The sequence below is a fragment of the Enterocloster clostridioformis genome (assembly GCF_020297485.1).
Lineage (GTDB): Bacteria > Bacillota > Clostridia > Lachnospirales > Lachnospiraceae > Enterocloster > Enterocloster clostridioformis.
The window spans coordinates 4807490-4833980 of sequence record NZ_JAIWZC010000001.1; the positions used below are offsets into that span (position 1 = coordinate 4807490).

The 26491-nt window shown below is 48.5% G+C and carries 28 protein-coding genes; 21 read left to right on the forward strand and 7 right to left on the reverse strand.

Features of this window, described 5'->3' with window-relative positions:
- Positions 1 to 5 precede the first annotated feature (5 nt).
- From LA360_RS24045 to LA360_RS24075, 7 genes are all read left to right on the forward strand, one after another.
- On the forward strand, positions 6 to 1043 hold the full coding sequence (locus LA360_RS24045; protein ID WP_002588150.1) for a LacI family DNA-binding transcriptional regulator: 1038 nt from the start codon (positions 6 to 8) through the stop codon (positions 1041 to 1043).
- A 119-nt stretch (positions 1044 to 1162) separates the two neighbouring features.
- Entirely contained in the window at positions 1163 to 1672 is a 510-nt protein-coding gene (locus tag LA360_RS24050) for a CBS domain-containing protein (protein ID WP_022202156.1), read from the forward strand.
- A gap of 313 nt (positions 1673 to 1985) precedes the next feature.
- A complete protein-coding gene (locus LA360_RS24055; RefSeq protein ID WP_002588152.1) occupies positions 1986 to 3293 on the forward strand; it encodes a phenylacetate--CoA ligase family protein in 1308 nt (435 codons plus the stop codon).
- Positions 3294 to 3359: 66 nt separating this feature from the next.
- On the forward strand, positions 3360 to 5108 hold the full coding sequence (gene iorA, locus LA360_RS24060; protein WP_022202155.1) for an indolepyruvate ferredoxin oxidoreductase subunit alpha: 1749 nt from the start codon (positions 3360 to 3362) through the stop codon (positions 5106 to 5108).
- A 1-nt stretch (position 5109) separates the two neighbouring features.
- Positions 5110 to 5685, forward strand: a complete 576-nt coding sequence (locus LA360_RS24065) for an indolepyruvate oxidoreductase subunit beta (RefSeq protein WP_022202154.1) — start codon at positions 5110 to 5112, stop codon at positions 5683 to 5685.
- Between the two features lie 93 nt (positions 5686 to 5778).
- Positions 5779 to 7077 (forward strand): phenylacetate--CoA ligase family protein, encoded by a 1299-nt coding sequence (locus LA360_RS24070; protein ID WP_002588155.1) that lies wholly within the window; start codon positions 5779 to 5781, stop codon positions 7075 to 7077.
- Between the two features lie 19 nt (positions 7078 to 7096).
- On the forward strand, positions 7097 to 7519 hold the full coding sequence (locus LA360_RS24075; RefSeq protein WP_002565474.1) for a hypothetical protein: 423 nt from the start codon (positions 7097 to 7099) through the stop codon (positions 7517 to 7519).
- 678 nt (positions 7520 to 8197) lie between these two features.
- Here LA360_RS24075 and LA360_RS24080 read toward each other — a convergent pair.
- Together LA360_RS24080 and LA360_RS24085 are read right to left on the reverse strand one after the other, a co-directional pair.
- A complete protein-coding gene (locus tag LA360_RS24080; protein WP_022202153.1) occupies positions 8198 to 8596 on the reverse strand; it encodes a PaaI family thioesterase in 399 nt (132 codons plus the stop codon).
- 212 nt (positions 8597 to 8808) lie between these two features.
- Positions 8809 to 9264 carry a hypothetical protein gene (locus LA360_RS24085; RefSeq protein WP_174713932.1) on the reverse strand — a complete coding sequence of 152 codons (456 nt, stop codon included), beginning with the start codon at positions 9262 to 9264 and terminating at the stop codon, positions 8809 to 8811.
- Between the two features lie 179 nt (positions 9265 to 9443).
- On the opposite strand from LA360_RS24085, the gene LA360_RS24090 reads away from it, so the two are divergent.
- The 3 genes from LA360_RS24090 to LA360_RS24100 are packed head-to-tail and all read left to right on the forward strand — an operon-like array spanning position 9444 to position 10728.
- Complete coding sequence (locus LA360_RS24090) at positions 9444 to 9815, forward strand: spore coat associated protein CotJA (RefSeq protein WP_002588158.1); 372 nt, start codon at positions 9444 to 9446, stop codon at positions 9813 to 9815.
- The gene (locus tag LA360_RS24095; RefSeq protein WP_022201704.1) at positions 9812 to 10096 is read left to right on the forward strand and encodes a spore coat protein CotJB; all 285 of its coding nucleotides are present in this window, start codon (positions 9812 to 9814) and stop codon (positions 10094 to 10096) included. The genes LA360_RS24090 and LA360_RS24095 overlap by 4 nt, the downstream gene beginning before the upstream one ends.
- On the forward strand, positions 10096 to 10728 hold the full coding sequence (locus LA360_RS24100) for a manganese catalase family protein (RefSeq protein WP_057572269.1): 633 nt from the start codon (positions 10096 to 10098) through the stop codon (positions 10726 to 10728). The genes LA360_RS24095 and LA360_RS24100 overlap by 1 nt, the downstream gene beginning before the upstream one ends.
- A gap of 37 nt (positions 10729 to 10765) precedes the next feature.
- On the opposite strand, the gene LA360_RS24105 is transcribed toward LA360_RS24100, so the two are convergent.
- Genes LA360_RS24105 through LA360_RS24115 form a run of 3 tightly spaced genes read right to left on the reverse strand, consistent with a single transcriptional unit; the run spans position 10766 to position 13386 of the window.
- Complete coding sequence (locus LA360_RS24105; RefSeq protein ID WP_057572268.1) at positions 10766 to 11410, reverse strand: ABC transporter ATP-binding protein; 645 nt, start codon at positions 11408 to 11410, stop codon at positions 10766 to 10768.
- Positions 11411 to 11424: 14 nt separating this feature from the next.
- Positions 11425 to 12174 carry an ABC transporter permease gene (locus LA360_RS24110; protein ID WP_022202994.1) on the reverse strand — a complete coding sequence of 250 codons (750 nt, stop codon included), beginning with the start codon at positions 12172 to 12174 and terminating at the stop codon, positions 11425 to 11427.
- A gap of 24 nt (positions 12175 to 12198) precedes the next feature.
- Entirely contained in the window at positions 12199 to 13386 is a 1188-nt protein-coding gene (locus tag LA360_RS24115) for an ABC transporter substrate-binding protein (protein ID WP_022202993.1), read from the reverse strand.
- Between the two features lie 165 nt (positions 13387 to 13551).
- On the opposite strand from LA360_RS24115, the gene LA360_RS24120 reads away from it, so the two are divergent.
- From LA360_RS24120 to LA360_RS24160, 9 genes are all read left to right on the forward strand, one after another.
- The gene (locus LA360_RS24120; protein WP_002568891.1) at positions 13552 to 13791 is read left to right on the forward strand and encodes a (2Fe-2S) ferredoxin domain-containing protein; all 240 of its coding nucleotides are present in this window, start codon (positions 13552 to 13554) and stop codon (positions 13789 to 13791) included.
- Positions 13792 to 13793: 2 nt separating this feature from the next.
- Complete coding sequence (locus tag LA360_RS24125; RefSeq protein WP_057572267.1) at positions 13794 to 15776, forward strand: [Fe-Fe] hydrogenase large subunit C-terminal domain-containing protein; 1983 nt, start codon at positions 13794 to 13796, stop codon at positions 15774 to 15776.
- The gene (locus tag LA360_RS24130; RefSeq protein WP_002588165.1) at positions 15776 to 16954 is read left to right on the forward strand and encodes a SpoIIE family protein phosphatase; all 1179 of its coding nucleotides are present in this window, start codon (positions 15776 to 15778) and stop codon (positions 16952 to 16954) included. The genes LA360_RS24125 and LA360_RS24130 overlap by 1 nt, the downstream gene beginning before the upstream one ends.
- A 185-nt stretch (positions 16955 to 17139) precedes the next feature.
- Entirely contained in the window at positions 17140 to 18591 is a 1452-nt protein-coding gene (locus LA360_RS24135) for a 4Fe-4S dicluster domain-containing protein (RefSeq protein WP_038260200.1), read from the forward strand.
- 719 nt (positions 18592 to 19310) lie between these two features.
- On the forward strand, positions 19311 to 19949 hold the full coding sequence (locus LA360_RS30105) for a type I restriction-modification system subunit M (protein WP_225537795.1): 639 nt from the start codon (positions 19311 to 19313) through the stop codon (positions 19947 to 19949).
- A gap of 69 nt (positions 19950 to 20018) precedes the next feature.
- Positions 20019 to 20663: a CatA-like O-acetyltransferase gene (locus tag LA360_RS24145; RefSeq protein WP_022202990.1), complete on the forward strand. Its 645-nt coding sequence runs from the start codon at positions 20019 to 20021 to the stop codon at positions 20661 to 20663.
- Between the two features lie 88 nt (positions 20664 to 20751).
- Positions 20752 to 20898, forward strand: coding sequence for a DUF1016 N-terminal domain-containing protein (locus LA360_RS24150; RefSeq protein WP_112482829.1), 147 nt, complete (start codon positions 20752 to 20754; stop codon positions 20896 to 20898).
- Positions 20899 to 21012: 114 nt separating this feature from the next.
- A complete protein-coding gene (locus tag LA360_RS24155) occupies positions 21013 to 22218 on the forward strand; it encodes an IS256 family transposase (RefSeq protein ID WP_173876956.1) in 1206 nt (401 codons plus the stop codon).
- A gap of 45 nt (positions 22219 to 22263) precedes the next feature.
- On the forward strand, positions 22264 to 22476 hold the full coding sequence (locus LA360_RS24160; RefSeq protein ID WP_002583243.1) for a hypothetical protein: 213 nt from the start codon (positions 22264 to 22266) through the stop codon (positions 22474 to 22476).
- Here LA360_RS24160 and LA360_RS24165 read toward each other — a convergent pair.
- A complete protein-coding gene (locus LA360_RS24165; protein ID WP_002583244.1) occupies positions 22473 to 22748 on the reverse strand; it encodes a hypothetical protein in 276 nt (91 codons plus the stop codon). The genes LA360_RS24160 and LA360_RS24165 overlap by 4 nt on opposite strands.
- 669 nt (positions 22749 to 23417) lie before the next feature.
- Here LA360_RS24165 and LA360_RS24175 point away from each other — a divergent pair.
- Both LA360_RS24175 and LA360_RS24180 read left to right on the forward strand, forming a co-directional pair.
- Entirely contained in the window at positions 23418 to 23921 is a 504-nt protein-coding gene (locus LA360_RS24175) for an AlbA family DNA-binding domain-containing protein (RefSeq protein WP_112482827.1), read from the forward strand.
- Between the two features lie 23 nt (positions 23922 to 23944).
- The gene (locus LA360_RS24180; protein ID WP_225537681.1) at positions 23945 to 24877 is read left to right on the forward strand and encodes an ATP-binding protein; all 933 of its coding nucleotides are present in this window, start codon (positions 23945 to 23947) and stop codon (positions 24875 to 24877) included.
- A 385-nt stretch (positions 24878 to 25262) separates the two neighbouring features.
- Here LA360_RS24180 and LA360_RS24185 read toward each other — a convergent pair whose 3' ends face one another.
- Positions 25263 to 26267 carry a LacI family DNA-binding transcriptional regulator gene (locus LA360_RS24185; RefSeq protein WP_002588167.1) on the reverse strand — a complete coding sequence of 335 codons (1005 nt, stop codon included), beginning with the start codon at positions 26265 to 26267 and terminating at the stop codon, positions 25263 to 25265.
- Between the last annotated feature and the right edge of the window lie 224 nt (positions 26268 to 26491).

Here is a 26491-nt window from a genome sequence, read left to right on the forward strand (position 1 = left end):
AGAATTTGCGAACAACAATTAAGGATATAGCGAAGTACACAGGTTTTTCTATTACCACCATATCATTGGTGCTGAATGGAAAGGCGCATAAGATTCCAAAGGCAACAGAGGAGGCGATTCTCCAGGCTGCGAAGGAGCTCAATTACCGGCCAAATCAATTAGCCGTGGGGCTGGTAAAGAAGCAGACAAAGACCCTGGGACTGATTTTATCTGACATCCGGAACAGCTTTTTTGCCAATATGGCTAAGTCCATTGAAGATGAATGCCGCAGAAACGGCTGGAATCTCATACTGTGCAATACCAATGACCTCCATGAGCGTGAGATGAAATATCTGCAGATGCTGGCTGACAAAGGTGTGGACGGGGTATTGATCTGCATGGCAAGGGAGAATGACAGTGAGAAAGTGGAGGAGATGGTGGCGCTGATGGATTCACTCAACATACCCTTTGTCCTTGTGGACCGCTTTTACCCTGAAGTCAAAGGCTGTTCCGTGATTGTGGACCATGATGAGGGAGGATATCTTGCTGCCAGGCATCTGCTGGAATTGGGCCATACCAGGATTGGATGCGTGGGCGGCCCAAAGGACCTGGCTGATTCCAACCGGAGGACCCAGGGCTATATACGGGCGCTGATGGAAAAAGGAGTGGAATTTGACCCGTCCCTCATATTTTATGGGGATTATGACCTGAGCAGCGGTGTGCGGGGGGCAGAATATCTGCTCAAAAAAGATGTTACAGCAATTTTTGCCTATAATGACATGTCGGCGTATGGAGTGTTTCACTATTTAAAGCAGCAGGGAATCTCTGTTCCGGAGGATATATCGCTGATTGGATATGACGATATCTTTTTTTCAGAGATATTGAGTGTGCCTCTCACATCAATTCATCAGCCGGTGGAGGAGATGGGAACAGAGGCGGTCCAGCAGATGATTCGGATTATCCGCCAGAAACAGAAACAGGACACAAAGAAAAATATTATGTTTCAGCCGTATTTGGTGGTAAGACAGAGTACGGCGGCTCCCGCAGGTGTAATGCACAAATAAATATATCTATATATTTCCTGCCTCTTAAGAAATTTCAGATTTTTATAATAATTTGTTCACATTCGGTTCAGAGGCAGGCATTATACTTAATAAAGAATAAGGGAAAAAGGAGTGAAAAAATGAACATACTGTTTTTCCTGACTCCTAAAAGTGACGTGGCGTATATAAGCGAGGATGATACGTTAAGGCAGGCTTTGGAGAAAATGGAGCACCACAAGTATTCCGCGGTACCGATTGTCAGCAGGACAGGGCGCTATGTGGGGACGCTGACGGAAGGTGATCTGTTATGGGGAATCAAGAACCAGTTCAACCTGGATCTGAAAGGGGCTGAGAAGATACCTGTCACAGCCATACGCCGCCGGTGTGACAACCGTCCGGTTAAGGCAGACGCAGATATGGAGGATCTGATCGGGAAGGCATTGAACCAGAATTTTGTTCCGGTACTGGATGATCAGAAGAGTTTCATTGGCATCATTACCAGAAAGGACATCATCAAGTATTTCTACCAGAAGTGCGAAAACGCCGGGGAACGTTCCAAGAAGTGTCGGGAACAGGGCGGAAAGGAACATAAAAAGACGGACCTGTCCGCAGTGGTAAAGCTGCGCAGCCAGGAGGGAGTCCTGGTGTAGCGGGATAGGCCGTCCGGCACAGTGAGGGCTGCGCGGTTACAGGGAACCATGGAAAACGCCATACGGCGGGATGCATGGTTCCCTGTTAATATACAGATATGGGCCCTCTTTTGTTTTGTGCAGATGCTTCCGGTGTAAAAGCCGCAAACTGAAAACTCAGGTTAAATATGCACGAAAACAGCAGACAAACCCGGGAAAAGATGGTATAATGTCGCCAGACAATATAATGCGCCAATGCGTTGTCACGTCAAAGCGAGTTAGTGCGGAAAACCAGACAGGATATACGGGTGCAGGGAAAGGGAGGTCAGACAACATGATTTGGGCAAAAGAGGAGACAATGTCCAGGGCGGAGATTGAAGCGGTACAGCTGAGCCGCCTGAAAGACACGGTGAACCGGGTTTACGGGAAGGTACCGGCATACCGCGCCAAGATGGAGGAGGCAGGTGTAAGGCCGGAGCATATACAGACACTGAAGGATTTGCAGAAGCTTCCTTTTGTGACGAAACAGGATATGAGGGATAATTACCCCTATGGCCTGTTTGCGGTTCCAAGGAAGGAACTGCGCAGAATCCATGCGTCCAGCGGCACGACGGGAAAGCCCACTGTGGTGGGATATACGGAGAATGACCTGGAGGTGTGGAAGGAATGTGTGGCCCGCCTGGCCGTGGCAGGAGGCGCCTCGGACGAGGATGTGGCCCAGATTTGCTTTGGGTACGGCATGTTCACAGGCGCCTTGGGACTTCACAATGGATTGGAGAAGGTAGGCGCCGCGGTGGTTCCGTCCTCTACCGGCAATACCCAGAAGCAGCTGATGTACATGAAGGATTTTGAGACCACCCTGCTGGTGGCCACCCCCTCCTATGCCATGCGCATTGCGGAGGTGGCCCTGGAAATGGGAATCAATCCCAGAAAGGATTTGAAGGTAAAGACGCTTGTACTGGGCAGCGAGCTGATGACAGAGGCCATGAGAAACGAGCTCTACAAGGTATGGGGAGAGGATGTAAACCTGACCCAGAATTACGGCATGAGCGAGCTGATGGGGCCCGGCGTGTCGGGAGAATGCCTTAAGCTTAACGGAATGCATATCAATGAGGACCATTTTATTGCGGAGATAATAGATTCCGCTACAGGGGAAGTGCTTCCTCCCGGAGAAAAGGGAGAGCTGGTTATCACCTGCATTTCCAAGGAGGCGCTGCCTCTCATCCGCTACCGTACCAGGGATATTACCAGGCTTATGTATGAGCCGTGTCCCTGCGGCCGCACCACGGCCAGGATGGAGAACCTGTCAGGACGTACGGATGATATGTTAAAGATTCGCGGCGTCAACGTATTCCCCAGCCAGATTGAGGAAGTGCTGATTAATACAGAGGGAATCGGACCTAACTATGAAATCGTGGTGGACAGGAAGAACCATTCCGACATACTGATTATCAAGGTTGAGGTGGAAGCTGAGAGCATGATGGACTCCTATGCTGCATTGGAGCGGCTGGAAAACACATTGAAGGATAAGATGCGCCTGATGCTTGGTCTGGATGCCAAGATCCAACTGGTTTCCCCCAATACCCTTCAGCGGTTTGAGGGAAAGGCAAAGAGGGTCACGGACCTGCGAAAGGAAGCCTGATGAGGCACCGGGACAGTCTTTATGGAGTCCGGTACGGTTAATACATACTGAAAGGAAGGAAGAAACGTGTCAGAGAAAAGAATATTACTTGGCAATGAAGCCATAGCAAGAGGTGCCTATGAGGCAGGAGTAAAGGTATCCGCCGCCTACCCGGGCACCCCCAGTACGGAGGTCAGCGAGTCACTGGTCCAGTACGATGAGATTTACGCGGAGTGGGCTCCCAATGAGAAGGTGGCCACAGAGGTGGCTATCGGTGCATCCATAGCAGGCGTGCGTTCCATGTGCGTCATGAAGCATGTGGGTATAAATGTGGCTGCGGATCCGCTTTATACGGCGGCATACACCGGCGTCCGGGGAGGACTGGTGCTGGTGGTGGCTGATGATCCGGGCATGTACAGTTCCCAGAACGAGCAGGACAGCCGTATGGTGGCCAGGGCTGCTATGGTCCCCATTGTGGAACCGTCCGACAGTGCCGAGGCCAAGGAATTTATGAAATATGCCTATGACCTCAGTGAGAAATACGATACCCCTGTTATCCTGCGCAGTACCACCCGTCTGTCCCATTCCCAGGGGCTGGTGGAACTGGAGGAGAGGGCCGAGCCCTTTGACATCCCCTATGAGAGGGATATGGCCAAATATGTCATGATGCCCGGCAATGCCATCAAACGCCATGTGGTGGTGGAAGCGCGCATGAAACAGATGGCTGAGGATGCCAACAGCTTTCCCGTCAACCGGGTGGAATACAATGATTTGTCCGTGGGCTTTATTACCAACGGCATTGCGTACCAGTATGTGAAGGAAGCCATGCCCCAGGCATCCGTCCTAAAGCTGGGGCTTCTCAATCCCCTTCCAAGGAAGCTTATAGAGGAATTTGCGTCTAAGGTGGATAAGCTTTACATATTTGAGGAGCTGGAGCCCGTAGTGGAGGAACAGGTTAAGTCCTGGGGCATTAAGAAGGCAGTGGGCAAGGAAATATTCACGGTCCAGGGAGAATACAGCGCAAATCTGATTAGGGAGCGCGTGCTGGGTCAGGCGTCACAGGTGGATAAGGCGGCCCAGGTTCCCGCAAGACCTCCCATACTGTGTCCGGGATGTCCGCACAGAAGCGTATACGCTGTGCTTAACAAGCTGAAGATACATGCTGCCGGAGATATCGGCTGCTATACGCTGGGAGCAGTGGCGCCCTTAAGCGTTATCGACACCACGATCTGCATGGGAGCCAGTATCAGCACTCTCCACGGCATGGAGAAGGCAAAGGGAAGAGAGTATATTAAGAACTGGGTGGCTGTAATCGGTGATTCCACCTTCATGCACACAGGCATCAATTCTCTCATGAACATGGTCTATAACCAGGCCGCCGGAACAGTGGTCATCCTGGATAATTCCACCACGGGAATGACGGGACATCAGGACCATGCCGCTACCGGCAAGACCCTTAAGGGGCAGGTGGTTCCTGCCATCAATATTTACGGTCTGTGCAAATCGCTGGGCATTGAGCATGTCTGTGAGGTGGACGCCTTTGACCAGGCGGAGCTGGAGCGGGTAATCAAAGAGGAAGTGGCAAGGGATGCTGTATCCGTCATCATCACCAAGGCGCCCTGCGCCCTGCTTAAGGGAATCAAATTCCCCAACAAGTGCAGGCCGCTGCCGGAAAAATGTAAGAAATGCGGAGCGTGCTTAAGGCCGGGCTGTCCTGCCCTTACAAAGAATGAGGACGGCACCATATCCATTGACGAGACCATGTGCAATGGCTGCGGATTGTGTAAACAGCTTTGTAAATTTGACGCGATCAATCTGGTAAAGGCGGGTGAATAAAATGACATCAAAGAATATTATGATAGTAGGCGTAGGCGGCCAGGGAACCCTTCTTACCAGCCGCATACTTGGAAAGCTTGCAATCGGCGCGGGCTATGACGTGAAGCTGTCCGAGGTGCACGGCATGGCCCAGCGCGGCGGCAGTGTGGTAACCTTTGTGAGATATGGAGAAAAGGTGGCGGAACCCATTGTGGAGGAAGGCCAGGCAGACGTGCTGATTGCCTTTGAGCGTCTGGAGGCGCTGCGGTATCTGCATTTCCTCAAAAAGGACGGCGTGATCATTGTCAATGACTGGCGCATTGACCCCATCACAGTGGTGACGGGGATGGCTGAATATCCGGAAGGAATCATTGACCGGTTAAAGGAAGCGCGCAGGACCATTGTGGTGGAGGCCACGGAGGAAGCGAAAAAGATGGGCGCGCCCAAGGCATTTAACGTCATTGTCCTGGGAGCTGCTGCAAAGCATATGGGATTTGAAAAGGAAGACTGGCTGAAGGTGATTGAGACAACGGTTCCGCCTAAGACGGTGGAAATTAATAAAAAGGCATTTGAGACCGGTTACGCGCTTTCTGTCTAGACGGACAAAAGCCGGCGGTAAAACGGAAAATGGACTGTAAGCAGATAAAGGATGTAAATTATATCATGTGAGAGTTGGAGGGGTTACAGGCAAATGATATGGAATGAGACTAAGGAGTGCATGAGCAGGGATGAGATGACCAATCTGCAGAGCGCAAGGCTGAGAAAATTAGTTGACAGAGTGTACCACAGTGTGGAGTATTACCGCAAGAAAATGCAGGCAGTGGGATTGGAGCCGGGAGATATCCGGGGAATCGAGGATCTGGAAAAGCTTCCATTTACCACAAAGGACGATTTGAGAGACACATACCCCTTCGGCATGTTTGCGGTGCCCAATTCCCAGATTACCCGCATCCACGCGTCCAGCGGCACCACCGGAAAGGCCACGGTGGTGGGATATACACGCAAGGACATCGACGTGTGGAGCGAGTGCGTGGCCCGGTGCATTACCATGGCCGGACTGGGAAGCAATGACATCATCCAGGTGGCTTACGGGTACGGTCTGTTTACCGGAGGCCTGGGAGCCCATTACGGTGCAGAGGAGATGGGAGCCACCGTGGTCCCCATGTCCACAGGCAACACCAAGAAGCTGATCACCATGATGGTGGATTTCGGGGTGACAGGAATCATGTGTACGCCCTCCTACCTTCTTCATATTGCGGAAACCATTGAGGAGATGGGGGTCAAGGACAAGATTAAGCTGAAGGCATCCATCAACGGAGCAGAGCCGTGGACTGAGAAAATGAGAACCCAGATAGAGCGTCAGCTGGGAATCCACGCTCACGATATCTACGGCCTCAGCGAGATCATGGGACCGGGCGTTGCCACGGACTGCCAGTTCCATGAGGGGCTCCATATTCATGAGGACCATTTCCTGCCGGAGATCGTGGATCAGAATACATTGAAGCCATTGAGGGACGGCATGACCGGTGAACTGGTTATTTCCACCCTGACTAAGGAGGGACTGCCTTTAATACGTTACCGCACAAAGGATTTGACCAGCCTTGACCACAGTACCTGCCAGTGTGGAAGGACCACAGCCAGGATTGCCAGATTCACAGGAAGGACAGATGACATGCTGATTATCCGGGGCGTCAACGTATTCCCGTCCCAGATAGAGTCTGCACTGCTGGAAATGGGCGGCACCACGCCTCATTATCTGTTGATTGTGGACCGTGTGAACAATCTGGACACCTTAGAGGTGCAGGTGGAAGTGGAGGAGCGGTTCTTCTCAGATGAAATCCGGGAGCTGGAGAATCTGACAGGAAAGATCGCCTATATGATTCAGCAGGCCATAGGTCTGGCGGTAAAGGTAAAGCTGGTGGAGCCAAAGAGCATTGAGCGGAGCATGGGTAAGACGAAGCATGTGATTGACAAGAGAAATCTGAATTAAGAAAGGGCGGGGTATAAAAATGTTTGTAAAACAATTATCTGTATTCATAGAAAACCGTGAAGGCAGACTGGAACAGGTTACAGAAGTACTGAAGGAGCAGGATATCAATATACTGTCCCTCAGCATGGCAGATACCACGGAGTACGGTATGCTGAGAATGATTGTGTCTGATCCGGATAAGGCAAAGGCGGCGCTGAGGGAAAAAGGATTTTCAGCCATGCTGACCGATGTGCTGGCAGTAAAACTGGAGGATCAGGTGGGCGAACTCCACAAGATGACCCACATCCTCTGCAGCCAGGGGCTGAATATCGAGTACATGTACGCATTGGCTTCCGCTAACCGCAGGGCAATGATTGTGAAGGCGTCTGACGGAGAGACAGCTGCCAGGGCAGTGACAGACGGCGGATTGGTGCTGTACAGCAATGAGGAAATGTGCTGGTAATTTGCCGGTAGTGTGCCGGTAGTTTGGCATGACAGGGCTATAAGAAACAGTGAGTGAAAGGTAAGATAAAGGTGCCGCGGAATCATCTGAGATGATGATTGAGCGGCACCTTTGCGTTATGGCTGTCAGATACCCCGGAAAGAGGACCTGGCAGGTTTGGAGAGAGGGACCAGCATGTGCGGGCGTAATTCCTTCGGGTCATGGGTGACGGACAAGAGTCTGTCCTGGTGCTTCACTGCCTTTAAGACAGCAGCGGTAGCCTTCACCTTCTCCAGTATTTCTCCCTCCTCCCAGAATATTCAGGGAGTAGGAGGTGTTGCACCGGGTATTGATTTCAGTATGTCCGATGCAGGTGACGATTCTGGTATAAAATCTGCCGCTTTACAGTCCTTTTCATCCTCATAGATAATAGTTCCCCATACGAATAACACCCCACACCGTCAGAATGATTAAGTAAAGCAGGGCCGGTTTCCAGATGGATTCTAAATGCTTAAACAAGTGTAAGACCATAAAGATATACTGAAGAGTAAACATAAAAATAATCAATAATGCTCCCAAAAGCCGTTGTTTAAGCGCGTTTCTTCCCATAGCCGGATTTAAATGTCGTTCATGGCGGTCAACCGCCTTCCAGTAGTGGGTATGTCTTTTTTGACCATAAGTTGCCTCCCGGTGTCATGACTATCCTTTGGAGAAACCGCTGGCTGTCACATGGGCCACCTCATTGCCCAGGTCATCCTTCACCTCCACCAGATAGTAGCAGGTGCTCCGTCCTTCCTTTACTTTTCTGGCTTCAGCTATGAGGCGTGTGCCTCTGGCAACACCCAGGTAGGTGATTTGGGATGTGGTTGAGACGTGTAGGGGTTTGTTCCAGTTGGAAGCAACTGCAAAGGCAAAATCAGCCAGAGTAAAGATGGCGCCTCCCATGACCGTGCCCGCTGCGTTGAGATGGTGCGGTTGTATTTCCAACCAACATTTTGCATATCCCTCTTCCACCTGCTCAATGACCGCACCGTTATCCGTGGCAAAACGATCGTTGGAAAAGATCTTTTGTATTTGTTCCAGTTTCTGCTCATCCATATGGGGGACCTCCTGTGGTTATATGTATGAATTGATAATAAATATATGCCAACTATATACCAGAAAAAGGAAGATTGTCAATGGTTGTCTGTTATGCAGGCGGGAATGTGAGGAGAAAAGATGTCAAATGATATTGAAAAGAGGTTGAAAGGAGAGCAGGTGCATAAAACAGGGCCTCGTGGGGAGGCCCTGTTCTGCATGACTGCTGTTTATCAATTTATATTAGCTGTTGCCGCCGCAGCCGCTTTCGGCGATAGCTGGTCCGGGTCCTCCGGCTGTACGGGGGGTAGGGCGGCCGCCGCATCCTGGATTGCCCCAGGTTGCGTCGTTGAAGCCTTCCCAATAGCCATTGCGGAAGCCTTCCCTATATGCCTGGCGCCTGGCGCCCGTACAGATATCATGTCCGCCGCCGCTGTTGCCGCCGCTGCATCCGCAATCACAGCCGCAACCGCTGTTGCCGCCGCATCCGCAGCCGCAGCCGCAACCGCTGTTGCCGCCGCATCCGCAGCCGCATCCGCAGCCGCTGTTGCCGCCGCATCCGCAGCCGCAACCGCTGTTGCCGCCGCTGCAGCCACATCCACAGCCGCATCCACTGTTATTGCCGCATCCGCATCCACTGTTGTTGCCACAGCCACAGCCACATCCACAATTACAACGATTCCATCCACATCTACAAATTCTAAAGCAACACATATATTGTACTCTCCTTTTTTGTTGGTTTGTACTATATCATATGGGACGCTCAGACAAAGTGTGAGTGATTGTCTCAATGTATTTTATTGTCACCCGTTGTTTTTCTCCTCATAAACTATAGTAGAAAAAGATAAATGGAAGGAGTATCCAACCTATGGATTCTTATACAGATGTAAGCACCCAGTGCTGCGGCCGCGGGCGTATGTCATGCGGTACATCGTTTGGAAATGGATGCGGTTCTTATACAAGTCCGGATTATCCGGATATGAACGCATTTCCATGGGACTCATGGGGAAGCTATCCTGAGCTTTCCTATCCTACCCCTGCAGCCCCGGCCACTCAGCCAGCCAATATGTCATGTCCCTCTACTGAAGGAGGCGTGCTGGAGCAGCAGTTTCCGGTAGCCATGGCTTATGTGCCGTGGCAGCAGTGGCAGACCACCTATGCCCCTGAGAGGGGCCTTGTCCAAGGAACTATTTTCCCTGATCTGGATTTACAATTTAATTACGGGAGGTGCGGAAGATGATGAATCAGATGATGAATCCCGACCTTAATGCTTCCCGTGAGGCTATGCTCCGTGAGGTAGACCAGGCTGGCTTCGCGGTGGTTGACGCAAACCTCTACCTTGACACCCATCCTTGTGACGCAGCTGCTATTGATTACTATAATCAGATGGCAGACGCGTACAGAAATGCAGCAGCAGCCTTTGAGGCCCAGTTCGGCCCTTTGACGGCTTCCGCCAATAGAGATGCTGCATACTGGTCCTGGATTAACGATCCTTGGCCATGGGAAGGAGGGTGCTATTAATGTGGATTTATGAGAAGAGATTGGAATTTCCGGTTAATATCAAAGAGCCCAATGCTCAGATGGCTCAGTTTATAATGAGCCAATATGGTGGGCCGGACGGCGAAATGGGCGCTTCCATGCGTTATCTTTCCCAGCGCTACGCCATGCCATATAAGGAGTGCAAGGGAACCCTGACAGATATAGGCACAGAGGAGCTTGCCCACCTGGAAATCGTGGCTGCCATCATCCATCAGCTGACTAAGGGACTGACTGCAGACCAGCTGGTAGAGCAGGGCTTCGGACCTTACTATATCGACCATACCACCGGTATCTGGCCCCAGGCGGCAGGAGGGATACCTTTTAACGCATGTGAGTTCCAGTCCAAGGGAGACGTGATTACGGACCTTCATGAGGATATGGCCGCAGAACAGAAAGCCAGGAGCACTTATGACAATATCCTGCGTGTTGTCAAGGATTATGACGTTTGTGAACCCATTAAATTCCTGAGGGAAAGGGAAGTCGTTCATTATCAGAGATTTGGCGAATTGCTGCGCATCACCCAGGAGAAGCTGGACAGCAGGAATTTCTATGCGTTCAATCCTGCCTTCGATGTGCCTGCACCATCCTGCCAGGATCAGATGAGACAGATGTAAGGTCATATTCAAAGTTATATGTGAAAGGCGCCGCGGTCTATCTGGCAAAACCAGAGGCCGCAGCGCCTTCTTTTGAATCGTACATACAGCTTTCCAATTTCACCAGCTCTCCGCCAATGAGTTCCACATCCTCATCCTGGTGGGTTGAGAGGATTAAGAGCCGCCCGTCCTGCTTTTCCCTGATATATGAAATGACATTGCGTTTTAATTCGTCGTCCATACCGGTAAAGGGTTCGTCCATAAGAAGGATACGGGAAGGGGTGAGGAGGGCCCGCATGACGGCTACCCGGCGCTTCATGCCGCCGCTTAAGGTGGACACAGGGCGGTTCAGGCATTCCTCCGGAAGCAGGCGGGCCAGTTCCCATCTGATGCGGGACCCTTTGACTGAACGGCCGGCACACATGGATACATTTTCAATGGGAGAAAAGGACTCACAGAGCCTGTCCTCCTGAAAAACAGCGGAAACAGTCAGGGAATTCATGTCCTGGGGTTTTCCGTCTGCGAGTATCAGGCCATGGTCCGCCTGTTCCAGCCCCATGAGAATTCGCAGCAGAGTGGTTTTGCCTGAACCGGAGGGACTCATCAGACAATAGCATTGTCCCTGATGAAAGGACAGGTTCAGGTTCCTTAATACGGGCAGCCCGTCAAATGATTTAGATATATTTTGTAATTCCAGGGTCATTCCATATACGCTCCTCAATGTTTTATTTTCCTCAACAGATAAAGAAAGAAACGTTCAAACAGTGCGTTGATTACTATGATGACAAAGGTCCAGGCAAAGAGACCGGCCGTGTCAAGATACAGCTTGGAGTAGTACAGCTGTTCTCCTATGGAACCTTCCGGTATGCCGATAACTTCCGCGGCCACGCCGGATTTCCAGCTCATTCCAAGGGCAGTCCGGCACCCGTTTACAATGTATGGAAGGAGGGCCGGTACATAGATATAGTGAATGCGTTTCCACATGGGCATGCGGAAAACCCGGGCCATTTCCAGCAGTTTCTTATCCGTATGTTCCAGCCCGGACAGGGTGCTCACATAGACCATGGGCACCACCACCAGAAAGGAGGTGAACACTGCCAGGTTGCGGGAACCAATCCATATCAGCGCCAGGATGACGAAGGAGGCAACGGGTACGGACTTAATCAGCAGCATGACCGGATCCAGCAGTTCCTTTACCAGAGGAAAGAGATAGGCCAGGCTTCCCAGGAGGATGCTTAAGAAAAAGGCTCCCAGGAAACCAAGGCTTATTCTGGCAAAGGAATTCAGGATGGTGGCCCAGAAGGAAGGGGCCGCTGCCTGTTGTGCCAGGGCCTTTATCATGTCCAGAGGGCCTACGAATATGATATTGTTGTGTATCAGGAGATTGGCTGCCTGCCATACTGCAATCCAGAACAGCCAAATCAGATATTTTCTTATTCGTGTGTTGTGATTTGTGGGTTGATTCATGAGGGATATCTCCGCAATCAGGGGTTAAGGCATGTAGTAAAAATCATCTCCGGGCATCTGTCCGCCGATGGATTTGGGATCCTGCTCATTTAAGGTGGAGAGGTAACCGCTTAAGGCATTCTTCATCTCCTGTCCGGTCAGACACACGATGTTGCAGTAGGGTAGAGCTTTCTGGGCAATGGGAGCCTTCTCCACAATACCCTGTTTGGCAATCAGCTGGGCGGCGTCCTCTGTATGTTCCGTGGCAAATAGGGTGGAGGCCTCATGGTCCTTTATAAAGTCCGCAACAGGGGAACGGTTCTCCCTGAGAAAATCGCCGCGCACCAGGGTAACGCCTGTCACCAGCATGCTTCCGGAGTCCTTGTTTAAAATATTCCACTGTTCCGTTAAATCCAGCACTGTTTTTAAGTCGGGATTCTGGATGCAGGCGGCAGTGGCAAAGGGCTGCGGCAGAACGCCGATGGCACTGGAATCCTGCTTTAACAGGGATGCCACTTCAGTGGCCTCGGACTTGAACTGCAGGTCCACATCAGATGCGGAAAGACCGTTTTCCTTTAAAAGGTAATTCATGACGTATTCGGGGGTGGTCCCCTTTCCTGTCATGTAAATGGTGCGTCCCTTTAAGCCGGCCATGGAGGTAATGGAATCATCTGAGGCCACCACATAGAGGACGCCCAGGGTATTGATATCCAGGACTGTGATATTTCCCTGGGTCTTGGCGTAGAGCACGCTGGCAACATTGGCAGGCACCAGGGCGATATCCAGGTCGCCGTTTGCTATCTTGCCCACCAGTTCATCAGCCTTGCCGGCCATGGTGAATTCATAGACATTGGACGTCTCGCCCTTGGAAGCCTTGTCCATCAGGGATACAAGTCCCATGGAGGTGGGGCCTTTCAGGGAGCCTACGCGGATGGCGGCCTGGCAGGTCAGCTTGTTTTCATCGGAACCCGTGTTCAGTTCACCGCCGGCACCGGATTCAGGGTCCGGGGAGGATGATTCGCCGGAAGGGCTTTCTGAAGCTTGGTCCGGGGCGGTTTTGTCTCCTGACTGGGCTATGGTCTGATCCCCGGTCTCCGCTTCCGTCTGTCCCTCGGTCTGTATTTTGGCCTGGGACTCTGTGCCAGGTGTGCCGGAGCCGCTTTTGCCGCATCCGCCCAGCACCAGGGAGACGCTCATCAATGCCATTAAAAGTAAGGAAACATGTTTTTTCATAATACTTCAACTCCTCTCGTAAATATCATTAACTATAGCACAACAGGCCTGTCTTTTCTATAAAATATTTGAGAAATATTATTGATATAGATATCACAATGTGAGATAATGAAACCATGGTTTGGGGTGAGCCCATAATACACGCAGATAGTGGAGGAATAAGGGATGAAAGTAACGATATGTATTGGAAGCGCCTGTCATTTAAAGGGATCCAGGGAGATTATCAGTAAGCTCCAGAAGCTGGTAGATGAGAACGGGCTGTCTGATAAGGTGGACTTAAACGGTGCGTTCTGTTCCGGTAATTGTGACCATGGAGTGTGCGTGACGGTGGAGGGCGAGCTGTACTCCCTGAAGCCGGAAGATACAGAAGAATTTTTTGAAAATGAGATTAAGGGGAGACTTTGATTATGGGCATGGAAATCATAGATTTCAAAGCCACAAAGTGCAAACACTGCTATAAATGCGTCCGTTACTGCGGGGTAAAGGCCATCCAGGTCAAGGATGAGCGGGCGGTCATCATGCCGGACAAGTGCATCCTGTGCGGCCACTGTCTGAAAATCTGCCCCCAGTCAGCAAAAACCCTTAAGAGCGACCTGAACATGGTCCGCGGATTTTTGCGCGAAGGCATGCGTGTGGTGGTGTCCATTGCACCGTCCTATATGGGGTTATTGAAATACAAGACAATTGGTCAGGTGCGGGGGGCTCTGCTGCGCCTGGGGTTTGAGGATGTGAGGGAGACTTCCGAGGGAGCCGCTTTTGTGACGGCCGAGTATGCGAAGCTCCTGGCAGAGCACAAGATGGAGAACATCATAACCACATGCTGTCCAAGCGCCAATGACCTGGTGGAAATCTACTATCCGCAGCTCATACCTTACCTGGCGCCGGTGGTGTCCCCCATGATTGCCCACGGAAAGCTTCTGAAGGAAGAACTGGGACGGGATGTGAAGGTCGTGTTCCTTGGACCGTGTATTGCAAAGAAAAAAGAAGCCCTGGACCTGAGGCATGAGGGATATATTGACGCTGTATTAAATTTCAATGACATAAACAAATGGCTGGAGGAAAAGGACATCGTAATTGAGGACTGTGAAGACCGGCCATTTACCGCATTTGACCCCAAGGTGAACCGGCTGTATCCCGTGACCAACGGCGTGGTGAACTCCGTGCTGGCCACCGAGGAGAAGGGGGACGGATACAGGAAGTTCTATGTCCATGGGGAGGACAATTGTATTGATCTGTGTAAGAGTATGTCCCGCGGTGAAATCAAAGGCTGTTTTATCGAGATGAATATGTGTTCCGGCGGCTGCATCAAGGGCCCCACGGTGGATGAGGAGTTCATATCCAGATTCAAGGTAAAGCTGGACATGGAGGAGAGCATCTGCAGGGAGCCGGCTGAGGAAAAGCAGATGGAGCCGGTATGGGAAAATGTAAACTTCAGAAAGCGGTTCGAGGACCACTCACCCAGGGACCCCCAGCCTACGGAGGAACAGATACGGGAAATACTGCGCATGACCAACAAGCTGAAGCCGGAGGACGAGCTGAACTGCGGCGCCTGCGGTTATCCCACCTGCCGGGAAAAGGCCATTGCCGTATTCCAGCACAAGGCGGAGGTGAGTATGTGCATCCCCTTTATGCATGAAAAGGCGGAGTCCATGGCCAATCTGGTGATGGAGACTTCCCCGAACATTGTACTGATTGTGGGCGATGACATGCGCATCATGGAGTACTCGGATGTGGGCGAGAAATATTTCGGCAGGACTCGTTCCCAGGCATTGCAGATGTATCTGTATGAACTTATCGACCCAGTGAACTTCCAATGGGTATTTGATACACATCAGAATATCCATGGCAAGCGGGTCAATTATCCGGAATATAATCTTTCCACGCTGCAGAATATTGTGTACATAGAAAAGGAAAATGCTGTCCTGGCCACCTTCATAGACATAACCCGTGAGGAGGAGCTGGCCAAGGAAGAGTATGAGAGAAAGCTGGAGACCATAGATCTGGCCCAGAAGGTCATCCACAAGCAGATGATGGTGGCTCAGGAAATAGCAGGTCTCCTGGGAGAGACAACAGCTGAGACAAAAACTACTCTGACCAAGCTGTGCCACTCCCTGTTAGAGGACGGCAGTGACGCCGGGTATGCGGGGGGAGAACTGGAGCGGGAGATTCCGGGCGTACAGCTGGGAAGCGGAGCCGTGCCCTTAAAGGGTGTTATGACAGCCGGGGCGCCCGGCGGAGCGGGAGCCGGGCAGATACCGGGAGCCGGGGAACAGAAAAAGCCTACGGGCTATGTCCATATCGGCAGCGCCAATCCGCGCGGCGGAAAATCCGGGTATGTTCATCTGAGCAATGTGGATTTAAAGAAACCAGGCGGCAACGGAGGTAAATAATGGGAATTACAGTGGATGTTGCATATAAAAGCCTGAACAAATACACCGAAATCCTGTGCGGGGACAAGGTGGAGCTTTTGCAGACCGAGGATTCCAACATCATGATTCTGGCAGATGGCATGGGAAGCGGGGTTAAGGCCAATATCCTGTCCACGCTGACCTCTAAGATACTGGGAACCATGTTCCTCAATGGGGCTACCCTGGAGGAATGTGTGGATACCATCAGTGAGACCCTTCCCATCTGCCAGGTCAGGCAGGTAGCCTATTCCACCTTCAGCATACTGCAGGTATACCATAATGGTGATGCGTATCTGGTGGAATATGATAATCCCGGATGCATATTCATCCGGGACGGAAAGCTTATGGAGATACCGAAAAATGTACGGGTCATGCAGGGCAAGGAAATCAACGAGTACAGATTCAAGGTCAAAAAAGGCGATGCCCTGATTCTCATGAGTGACGGCACCATTCATGCGGGAGTGGGTGAGCTGCTGAATTTCGGATGGCTGTGGCAGGACATTGCGGACTACGCGGTGAGACAGTATCCCCTGACGGTATCGGCCATGCGTCTGGCTGCCAGCATCAGCAGGGCCTGTGATGAGCTGTATCAGTTCCGGCCCGGAGATGATACCACGGTGGCGTGTATGCGTATTATTGACAGCAAGCCGGTTCATCTCATGACTGGTCCTGCCAGGAATCCGGAAGACGACGTCCGCATGGTCCAGGATTTTATGGATGATGCCAATGCCAAGACCATTGTCTGCGGAGGAACCAGCGCCACTATCGTGTCCAGAGTGCTGGGAAAGAAGCTGGATGTATCCCTGGATTATGTGGATCCGGAGATACCCCCCATCGCATACATGGATGGCGTGGATTTGGTTACGGAGGGAGTCCTTACCCTTAACCGGGTTCTCCAGCTGCTGCGCAGATATGTGAAGAATGAGACTGTATCCGAAGAATTTTTCCAGGAGCTGGATAAGCCCAACGGAGGTTCCATGGTGGCCAAGGTGCTCATAGAAGACTGCACGGAGGTTCACCTGTATGTGGGAAAGGCAATCAACAGCGCGTACCAGAATCCGGGACTTCCCTTTGACCTGGGTATCCGCCAGAATCTGGTGGAACAGCTGAGGCATGTGATTGAGGAGATGGGAAAAACAGTGGTGGTTACATATTACTAATGTTGTACGCCATTTAATACTTGCATTTTCACAGTAAATATAGTAGATTTCTAGTGTTGATATAATTTTAACAAACTCGAATTGTGATATAGAAGCAGACATATATGGCATATGCCAATGATATGTATTGCGCGCAGGAGACCATAGGACGGTCTCCAAGTGCCCGTAACGAGGAGGAGAAAAAGATGGTAACCAATGATGCTACGATCCTGCGTTTGAAACACGATGTACTTTACGAGGTGGCTAAGGCTGCGTGGGAGGGAAATCTGGACGAGAAGCGGGAGCAGATTCCATATTCCATGATACCGGGACCTCAGGCGACTTACCGCTGCTGTATCTATAAGGAAAGGGAAATCATTCGGCAGAGGGTCCGCCTGGCAGAAGGAAAATGTCCCACCGGGAAGGACACATCCAATGTGGTCCAGGTCATCAACGCGGCCTGCGAGGAGTGTCCCATTGCATCCTACATAGTGACAGATAACTGCCGTAAATGTATGGGCAAGGCCTGCCAGAACTCCTGTAATTTCGGAGCCATCAGCATGGGGCGTGAAAGGGCCTATATCGAGCCCGGCAAATGTAAGGAATGCGGCAAATGCTCACAGGCCTGTCCCTATAACGCCATTGCTCATCTGGAGCGTCCTTGTAAGAAAATTTGTCCGGTAGATGCCATTACTTATGATGAGTACGGTATCTGCGTGATTGATGAGAAGAAGTGTATCCAGTGCGGAGCCTGTATCCATAGCTGCCCGTTCGGGGCCATAGGATCCAAGACCTTTATGGTAGATGTGATCCGCCTGATTAAAGCAGGAAAAAGGGTGGTTGCCATGGTGGCACCTGCTACGGAGGGACAGTTTGGTCCTGACATTACCATGGCCAGCTGGAAGATTGCATTAAAGCAGCTGGGATTTGCGGATATGATAGAAGTGGGATTGGGCGGAGACATGACAGCAGCCTACGAGGCAGAGGAATGGGCCCAGGCAAATAAGGAGGGAAAGAAGATGACTACCTCCTGCTGTCCCGCGTTTGTGAACATGATTAAGCAGCATTTTCCAATGCTGCTGGAGAATATGTCCACCACAGTGTCACCTATGTGTGCTGTCTCCAGAATGATAAAGAGCCAGGCTCCGGATACAGTCACAGTATTCATCGGCCCCTGCATAGCCAAAAAGAGTGAGAGCCTGGACTTGAATGTAAAGGGCAATGCAGACTATGCAATGACCTTCGGTGAGATAAGAGCCATGATGCGCGCCAAGGGTGTGGAGCTTCAGCCGGCCGAGAACGATTATCAGGAAAGCTCTGTGTTTGGAAAGCGATTTGGCAACGGCGGCGGAGTGACGGCGGCTGTGCTGGAATGTCTGAAGGAGATGGACGAAAACACGGATATCAAAGTGGCCCGCTGCAACGGCGCCGCAGAGTGCAAGAAGGCACTGCTGCTCATGAAGGTAGGAAAGCTTCCGGAAGATTTCGTGGAAGGCATGGCCTGTGTGGGCGGCTGTGTGGGCGGTCCCAGCCGTCATAAAACGGAGACAGAGGCCAAGAAGGCCAGGGACCAGCTGATTGGAGCTGCTGAGGAGAGGCATGTGCTGGAGAATTTGAAGAAGTATCCAATGGATGAGTTTTCGATGCATAGGCATTAAGCTGCGGTAGTTTAGATGCCAACTTGTGGTTTTTGAAGAAGAATGGTGGATAAAACCACAAGATGTAGTGGTTTTTGAGGGAAAAATGAGTGGATTTGCGGCCTGGAAATGGGTGTTTTTCAGGGCGTGAGAAATAGATGCCTTGGCCCTGGGAGATGACTTTCCTGGGGCTTTTTGGTATTTGCAGATATAGTAATTAATATATGAGGGTGAATGCTTTACAGGTATGTTTTTTGGTAAGCTGGATTAAGATAATAATAAACACTGAAACTTTATCATAAAGGCAGAGAAGAAATGCTTACATTTATTCATGCGTAAATATTGATTTCCATAATGTTAGAGTAATACAGTCAACAGCTAAATGCTTTTTCTGGGCATTTGAAAAATGATGCGGACGAGTGGCGGAGAATGTGACAATAAAGTTCGACATCATTAGATTACACCTGGTGGCAGATTTCGTTGCATATACTATTATTTATTTTGGTTAAAAGATAAAATCGTTGGAAATGAGTACTTATTATGGTATATTAGTAATGCCAGAAATGCTTAAATTTAAGAATTCTAATCCTCTCAGATACGTGGAAATTAAAAGGTAGTAGTTTATGGCTTGTTCTTTAATTAGAGAAGTGGTTAATAAATTAAGAATGCTTTGGAGTTTTCAGGTATCTGGGAAGAAATATGTAATTTAGTATTATGAGAAAGCTGCCCTTATATGGGCGATTGCAGATAAATTGACTGGTGTATATAAACCGCACGAATATGGAGAAGTCATCTTGCCAATGACAGTAATACGCCGTTTTGACTGCATCATTGCTGATACAAAGGCCGCGGTACTTGAAAAATATGAAAGTGTAAAATCTCTTCCTATGCGTGATGTATTATTGCGCAAAGCTTCCGGACACGATTTTTATAATACAAGCAAATATGATTTTGATAAGTTATTAGATGATCCCGATAATATCGAAGCTAATTTTCGTGATTACCTGAACGGTTTTTCTGAAAATATACAGGATATTATTGAGAAGTTCAAATTTGACGGCCATATCACCACGATGGCAAATAAGGGCATTCTCTATATTGTGATTAAGGAATTTACATCGTCCAAGGCAAATCTCCATCCAAGCGTAATCTCCAATCTGGAGATGGGATATATTTTTGAAGAAATCATCCGCCGGTTTTCTGAGGCGCATAACGAAGATTCTGGGCAGCATTATACTCCTCGTGAAGTGATCGAACTTATGGTCAACATTTTGTTCTACGATAATAACGATGTCCTCTCCGGCAATAATGTGGCAAAAACGATTTATGAAAGCAAAGTGCAGACAATGATACAATTCAGCGATAGCCTTGTCGCCTAAAATCCGAGGGGGTGCAAATCCATTTTAGGGGGTGCAGATTGATAAATCGATAGAAGGAGAGATAAACACATGGCAAATTCGTATAAAACAATTGATGAATCAACGTGGGAGCGTGCCGTGCACTGCATGGTTTTCAGAAACAGCATAGAGCCGTCTTTCTGCGTGACTTTTGAAGCGGATATCACGAACTTCAAGAAAAAAGTAAAGGCAGAAGGCATCTCGTTCACTCTGGCGATGGTGTATGCTGTCTGCAAATGCGCAAATGAAGTAGAGGCACTAAGGTACAGATTTTTAGATGGGAAAGTTGTTCTGTATGATAAAATTGATACAGCCTTTACATATCTCAACAAGGAAACCGGATTGTTCAAAGTAGTGAATGTACCTTTCGTGGATGACCTGACAGAGTATGTTGAACTGGCTTCGAAAACAGCAGATGAGCAGAAAGAATACTTTACCGGTCCTCTGGGAAATGATGTATTCCAGTGTTCGCCCATGCCGTGGGTGACTTATACGCATATTTCCCATACAAATTCAGGGAAGAAGGATAATGCCACACCGCTGTTCGATTGGGGAAAGTACTACGAGAAAGATGGACGTACAATAATCCCCGTTTCAATTCAAGCACATCATTCTTTTGTTGACGGGATTCATATCGGGCAGTTTGTTGACGCGTTACAGAATTATTTTGATGAGCAAAATCGGAACAATATGTAGGATGATTGTGAAAGCGGGCTTGCACGGTTAAAAAAATCATAAAGACAAATGAATTTTGCAGACGGCGTCTGCAGAATTGGAGGGCGTAATGGAAATACAGGAAAGCAAGCAGATTCAGCTCATATCGGATATCAAGGATAAAATTAAAGCTGCACAGTACAGAGCGTTGCTGAATGTAAATGAGCAACTGATCAGACTGTACTGGGATATCGGGAATGACCTGAAGAGAGTATGAAAGTTTTTCTGTAAATAGCTATTAAGCATTAGGTCTTCTATGATAAAATCTATTATCATAAGGAGGCCTATTATTATGGCAAGAAGAGAAAAACAGCCCGTACACAAAGTAGTCATGACGGAGGGGAAAAGGAACATCGTCCATCAGCTCCTGGAAGAGTATGACATCCAGACTGCGGAGGATATCCAGGAAGCCCTCAAAGACCTGCTGGGGAGCACCCTGAAGGAGATGATGGAAGCGGAGATGGATGAGCATCTCGGCTATGGGAGGTCAGAACGGTCGGATTCGGATGATTACCGCAATGGCTACAAGCCCAAGCGGATCAACAGCAGCTTCGGGAGCATGGACATCCAGGTGCCCCAGGACAGGAAGTCCACGTTTGAACCCCAGGTGGTAAGAAAGCGCCAGAAGGACATTTCCGGCATTGACCAGAAGATCATATCCATGTATGCAAAAGGCATGACAACCCGCCAAATCTCGGATACCTTGATGGACATTTATGGTTTTGAGGCTTCGGAAGGGTTCATCTCGGACGTGACGGACAAGATACTGCCGCAGATTGAAGACTGGCAGAACCGCCCGCTGGAGGAAGTCTATCCCGTGGTCTACATCGACGCAATCCATTATTCCGTGCGGGAGGACGGGGTAATCCGCAAGCTTGCCGCCTATGTCATCCTCGGCCTTACGCTGGAAGGTAAAAAGGAAGTCCTGAGCATACAGATCGGGGAGAATGAAAGCTCCAAGTACTGGCTCTGCGTTCTGAACGAGTTGAAGAACCGCGGTGTGAAGGATATCCTCATTCTCTGCTCGGACGGGCTCACGGGCATTAAGGAAGCCATAACGGCGGCATTCCCGAAGACGGAGCAGCAGCGCTGCATCGTACATATGGTACGGAACACGCTGAAATACGTCTCCGACAAGGACCGGAAAGCATTTGCCACGGACCTGAAAACCATCTACCATGCCGCAAACGAGGAAAAGGCGCTGGAGGCGCTGGAGAAGGTGACGGAAAAGTGGACGCCAAAGTACCCCAACTCAATGAAACGCTGGCATGACAACTGGGATGTGGTATCCCCCATCTTCAAGTTTTCCATGGAGGTCAGGAAGGTGATCTATACTACCAACGCGATCGAGAGCCTCAACTCTACCTACCGGAAGCTCAACCGCCAGCGGAGCGTGTTCCCGGGCAGCACGGCGCTCTTAAAGGCTCTGTACCTGGCCACGTTCGAGGCGACGAAGAAGTGGACCATGCCCATCCGCAACTGGGGGCAGGTCTATGGGGAACTGTCCATTATGTACGAAGGCAGACTGCCGGAATAAGAGCGCACAGGCATAGGTGTACACCTATCCGGAAAGGAGCTTTCCATGTATGGATTTTCAAAATACGATGCTCAGGACAGGTACGACAGCTATAATACTGTACAGGTGAAGTTAAAACTGAATATGAAGACAGATGCAGATATCCTGGCCTGGGTCAGACAGCACAAATATGGCAGGGACACTTCCGTCCAAGGGGCCATCAAGGCCCTGATACGGGAAGACATCGCCAGAGGCCAGGCCGATGGGACACAAGGTTAATCCCTCTGCATTTTACATTCGTTGGCTGTCTGCAGCTCTGACAGGGATTCCATGATAGACAGGTAATCGATCCCCTCCACAACAGTCCCTGTGCCAGGGTCAAACAGTTCATCGTCTGCGGTGGCTTTCGGGTCATAGGATTTCAGTTCACTGTCATACCAGCTATAGATATCACTGTATAAGTCGGCTGCATGATCCAGCAGGGACTGCAGTCCATTGATCTTTGCCCTGATATCTTCAGGTACAAAGGGATCGTCTGTTTTTAGCTTCATGGCACACCTCCTGATGTTTTCCTGTAAGAAGTGTACCATAATTTGATGGGATTTTCCAATACATCTTGACAGAATCCAAAAGCATCCGTATAGTAAAGGTAGGTGGTCACGACATCCACCTACCTTTCTCATTAACTTATCATAGAAGATCTCAATTTACAGACTTTTTTTCATACTCTCGACCTGAATGAAAATACGGCATACGGGAACAGGTTTATTTCTTCTCAATTCGGAGGAACCTGTACGCTCTTCAAGCTCCACCATAATAGACAACAGCCATCTATAACCCACTAAAGCATGACTAATACCTATACAGCACACAGGTCTTTCTTCTTCATATTTCTATCAATTAATAGCTTCCAAAGCTTATTATAACTAACCGACATACTTCTCACCCCAATAGTAACTCTTGTAGCTCAAAAATCGCTGACAAAAATTTGGTGTTCGCTGAAATCAACAACAGTATATTATAATTAAGCTTTCAATGTGCCATGTATGAATTTTTTGGTTTCGTAGATTTAATGGTTACTGTTTATATATCAAGGACAAATCTTCTGCGTCTATTGCAATTACAATATTTCCTTTATATAATATAGTAAAGATTTAAGGGTAATAATATTCATAAAGAAATGTGCTATTATATAAAAGAGAGCTTGAGGAGGGGAGAATATGGCAATAGACAAACTGTTTTCAGGTGAATCAAAGAGCATCGAATATAAAGTAGATGTACCGGGAAAAAGTGAAAAGTATATGAAAACGGTAGTTGCCTTTGCCAATGGACGTGGTGGAAGGATTGTATTTGGTATTGATGATTCAACATTAGATGTAACAGGCATGAATCCGGATACAATTTTCCAGACTATAGACTCTATCACCAATGCTATATCAGATAGTTGTGAGCCGAGGATTATCCCGGACGTGACGTTACAGACAGTTGGAGATAAGACCGTTATTGTTGTAGAAATCAGTTCTGGTAAAATGCGCCCGTATTACTTAAAATCAAAGGGAATAGTAGACGGAACATTTATCCGGGTTGCAGGAACGACCCGTCTTGCACCTGATTTTATGTTAAAGGAATTGATACTGGAAGGACAGAACCGCTATTATGACAGTGAGCCGTGTGATGGCTTGACAGTTACAAAAGACGACATTAAAAAACTTGTCACGATTTAAAAAAAGTCGCCCTCGAACATGCATTGACCGATGCAGCCAAAGCTGAGATTAAAGATGTAACAGAGAATGTACTGTTATCCTGGGGGATTTTATGGGAAAAAGATGGAGAAATTGTTCCGACGAATGCATATGCTTTGCTGACAGGGAAGAATACCATGCAGCAAAACATCCAGTGCGCTATTTTTAAAGGTAATGACCGTGCGTACTTTGTAGACAGGCGGGAATTTAACGGTCCAATTCAGGAACAGATGGAGGCCGCATACCAATATGTGCTGGAGAAAATTAACCGGGGAATGAAGATAGATGGTATTTACAGGCAGGATGTTTATGAGCTTCCGATAGACAGCATCCGTGAGTTGATTGCCAATGCTGTAGCTCATCGCAGTTATTTGGACCCAGGCAATATCCAGGTAGCGCTTTATGATAACCGATTGGAGATTACTTCTCCGGGTATGCTAATGAATGGTGTGACGATTGAAAAAATGAAGGAAGGATACTCTAAAATCAGGAATCGTGCAATAGCCAACGCATTCTCTTATATGAAAATCATTGAAAAATGGGGCAGCGGTATTCCTCGAATAATACGTGAATGCCAGGAATATGGTATTCCAGAACCAGAGCTGATCGATTTTGACGGGGATTTCCGTATAAATATGTACAGGCAGCCGTCATTAATCCAAGCTGGCATCATTGGCACTAATTCTGGCACCAATTCTGACACCATTGGCACTAATTCTGACACCATTGGCACCATTATTGGAATTAAGGTAACGTCTCCTGAAGAAAGAGTGTTGACCATTATGAAGCAGAATGCAAGAGTCACACAAAAGGAATTACAAAAGGAGTTAGGAGTTTCATTGCGCACTGTAAAAAGGATGATTGCAGAATTGCAGGATAAGGGATATATTGTCAGAAGGGGAAATAACCGTTCAGGTGAGTGGATAGTTAAGGGATAGATAGTATTCCAATGTATCAATAAAATAATGTAAATGCAGGCATCTATTCCACCGCAGCACCACATTAAGCTGCGATAGTTTAGATGCCGCTTGTGGTTTTTGGAGAGAAATGGTGGATAAAACTACAAGATATGGTGGTTTTTGAGGAAAAATTAAGTGAATTTGCGTCCTGGAAATGGGTGTTTTTCAGGGCGTGAGAAATAGATGCCTTGGCCCTGGGAGATGAGTCTTCCAGGGTTTTTGGCTTGTAAAGATTACTTTCCTTTGATATGTTTGTCGCAAACGCATTCTACGATAAAGCACTATGTACAATATTTTTGAATATGCTGTAAAGTGATAAGTTTTTATTTGTGTAATAACCTGAGAAAATATCAGGCACTGTTAGTCATAGAAAATAGCCGCAACTTTCCCGTATTACCAGTTCGTATGGTAGATATTCTTGACTGACTGCAATAGGTTCATTCTGCATGAGGGCCAGCAGTTTCTGGAATGCAATCCTTCCCATCATCTCCTTGGGCTGACGTATTGTGGTAATCGCTGGTTCCCATACAGAAGAAAGATCAATATCATCAAAGCCGACAACAGCACAGTCTTCAGGAACACGCAGTCCCTGATCTTTTAATGCTTTCATAGCACCAATTGCCATTGTATCACCTGCGGCAAATACAGCGGTGAATTTTTTTTGTTTTGCCAGTAATGTCCACATCTGATCATAGCCGCCCTTGATGGCGGGTTCTCCGTAACTGATCAGTTCATTATCAACAGGAATTTTGTGTTCTTCAAGAGCAGAAATATAACCGTTGAGACGATCCTGATAAGGCATCTGTAAAGGTGATACAGTGAGGTGTGCAATCTCGCGGTGTCCAAGCCGGATAAGATGAGTCATAAGCGCTTTTGAAGCAGCCATATTATCAATGGAAACGCTTGGTATTTTGTAATTGGGTACGCATTGCACTACCATAACTAAAGGGTATCTTTCCGTAATCAGTGTTTCTAGCTTTTGTGTCATATTAGCGGATAGGGAAATGATTCCGTCCACCTGCCGCTGCTTAATTGCCTCAATGTAATGCTTTTCCAAGGACGGCTGGCTCTTTAAATCAGCAATCAGCATTTGATATCCTTGCCGTTCAGCTTCCGTACCGATACCTGATAATATTCCATGAAAAAAGGAGTTTTCTATATTAGGAACAATAACAATGACAGCTCTTGTTGTCTGAGTCCGAAGCTGACGTGCAAGAACGTTTGGCTGGTAATTCATTTCTTTGATTATCTGAAGTACATGTTCCTTTGTTGCCGGTTTGACAAGATCGGGGTTACTGAGCACTCTGGATATGGTTGCAACGGAAACTCCTGCGGCATTCGCTACATCTTTTATGGTTGGTGCATTCATATTTATCCTCCCAAGAAACAAAAATTGAAAAACGCATTTATATGGAGCAGAACTATTTTTTAATGATAAATACTGTAATCGATTACATTTTATAACATTAAAGTTGGCATTGCAAGAAAAACATGCAAAATAATTTAAATTGCTATTTGACATGACTGTAATCGATTACAATTTAAAAAAATCCGAACAGATATTAACAAAGCTAAATATAGTAAAAAGTAACA

Coding starts and splice junctions, on each gene's coding strand:
- LA360_RS24160 (WP_002583243.1), top strand. CDS start 22,264: ATGTATGGATTTTCAAAATACGATGCTCAGGACAGGTACGACAGCTAT.
- LA360_RS24115 (WP_022202993.1), bottom strand. CDS start 13,386: ATGAAAAAACATGTTTCCTTACTTTTAATGGCATTGATGAGCGTCTCC.
- LA360_RS24155 (WP_173876956.1), top strand. CDS start 21,013: ATGACGGAGGGGAAAAGGAACATCGTCCATCAGCTCCTGGAAGAGTAT.
- LA360_RS24070 (WP_002588155.1), top strand. CDS start 5,779: ATGATATGGAATGAGACTAAGGAGTGCATGAGCAGGGATGAGATGACC.
- LA360_RS24090 (WP_002588158.1), top strand. CDS start 9,444: ATGGATTCTTATACAGATGTAAGCACCCAGTGCTGCGGCCGCGGGCGT.
- LA360_RS24075 (WP_002565474.1), top strand. CDS start 7,097: ATGTTTGTAAAACAATTATCTGTATTCATAGAAAACCGTGAAGGCAGA.
- LA360_RS24120 (WP_002568891.1), top strand. CDS start 13,552: ATGAAAGTAACGATATGTATTGGAAGCGCCTGTCATTTAAAGGGATCC.
- LA360_RS24175 (WP_112482827.1), top strand. CDS start 23,418: ATGGCAATAGACAAACTGTTTTCAGGTGAATCAAAGAGCATCGAATAT.
- LA360_RS24110 (WP_022202994.1), bottom strand. CDS start 12,174: ATGAATCAACCCACAAATCACAACACACGAATAAGAAAATATCTGATT.
- LA360_RS24135 (WP_038260200.1), top strand. CDS start 17,140: ATGGTAACCAATGATGCTACGATCCTGCGTTTGAAACACGATGTACTT.
- LA360_RS24150 (WP_112482829.1), top strand. CDS start 20,752: ATGGAAATACAGGAAAGCAAGCAGATTCAGCTCATATCGGATATCAAG.
- LA360_RS24055 (WP_002588152.1), top strand. CDS start 1,986: ATGATTTGGGCAAAAGAGGAGACAATGTCCAGGGCGGAGATTGAAGCG.
- LA360_RS24050 (WP_022202156.1), top strand. CDS start 1,163: ATGAACATACTGTTTTTCCTGACTCCTAAAAGTGACGTGGCGTATATA.
- LA360_RS24145 (WP_022202990.1), top strand. CDS start 20,019: ATGGCAAATTCGTATAAAACAATTGATGAATCAACGTGGGAGCGTGCC.
- LA360_RS24080 (WP_022202153.1), bottom strand. CDS start 8,596: ATGGATGAGCAGAAACTGGAACAAATACAAAAGATCTTTTCCAACGAT.
- LA360_RS24065 (WP_022202154.1), top strand. CDS start 5,110: ATGACATCAAAGAATATTATGATAGTAGGCGTAGGCGGCCAGGGAACC.
- LA360_RS24095 (WP_022201704.1), top strand. CDS start 9,812: ATGATGAATCAGATGATGAATCCCGACCTTAATGCTTCCCGTGAGGCT.
- LA360_RS24130 (WP_002588165.1), top strand. CDS start 15,776: ATGGGAATTACAGTGGATGTTGCATATAAAAGCCTGAACAAATACACC.
- LA360_RS24105 (WP_057572268.1), bottom strand. CDS start 11,410: ATGACCCTGGAATTACAAAATATATCTAAATCATTTGACGGGCTGCCC.
- LA360_RS24125 (WP_057572267.1), top strand. CDS start 13,794: ATGGGCATGGAAATCATAGATTTCAAAGCCACAAAGTGCAAACACTGC.
- LA360_RS24100 (WP_057572269.1), top strand. CDS start 10,096: ATGTGGATTTATGAGAAGAGATTGGAATTTCCGGTTAATATCAAAGAG.
- LA360_RS24185 (WP_002588167.1), bottom strand. CDS start 26,267: ATGAATGCACCAACCATAAAAGATGTAGCGAATGCCGCAGGAGTTTCC.
- LA360_RS24165 (WP_002583244.1), bottom strand. CDS start 22,748: ATGAAGCTAAAAACAGACGATCCCTTTGTACCTGAAGATATCAGGGCA.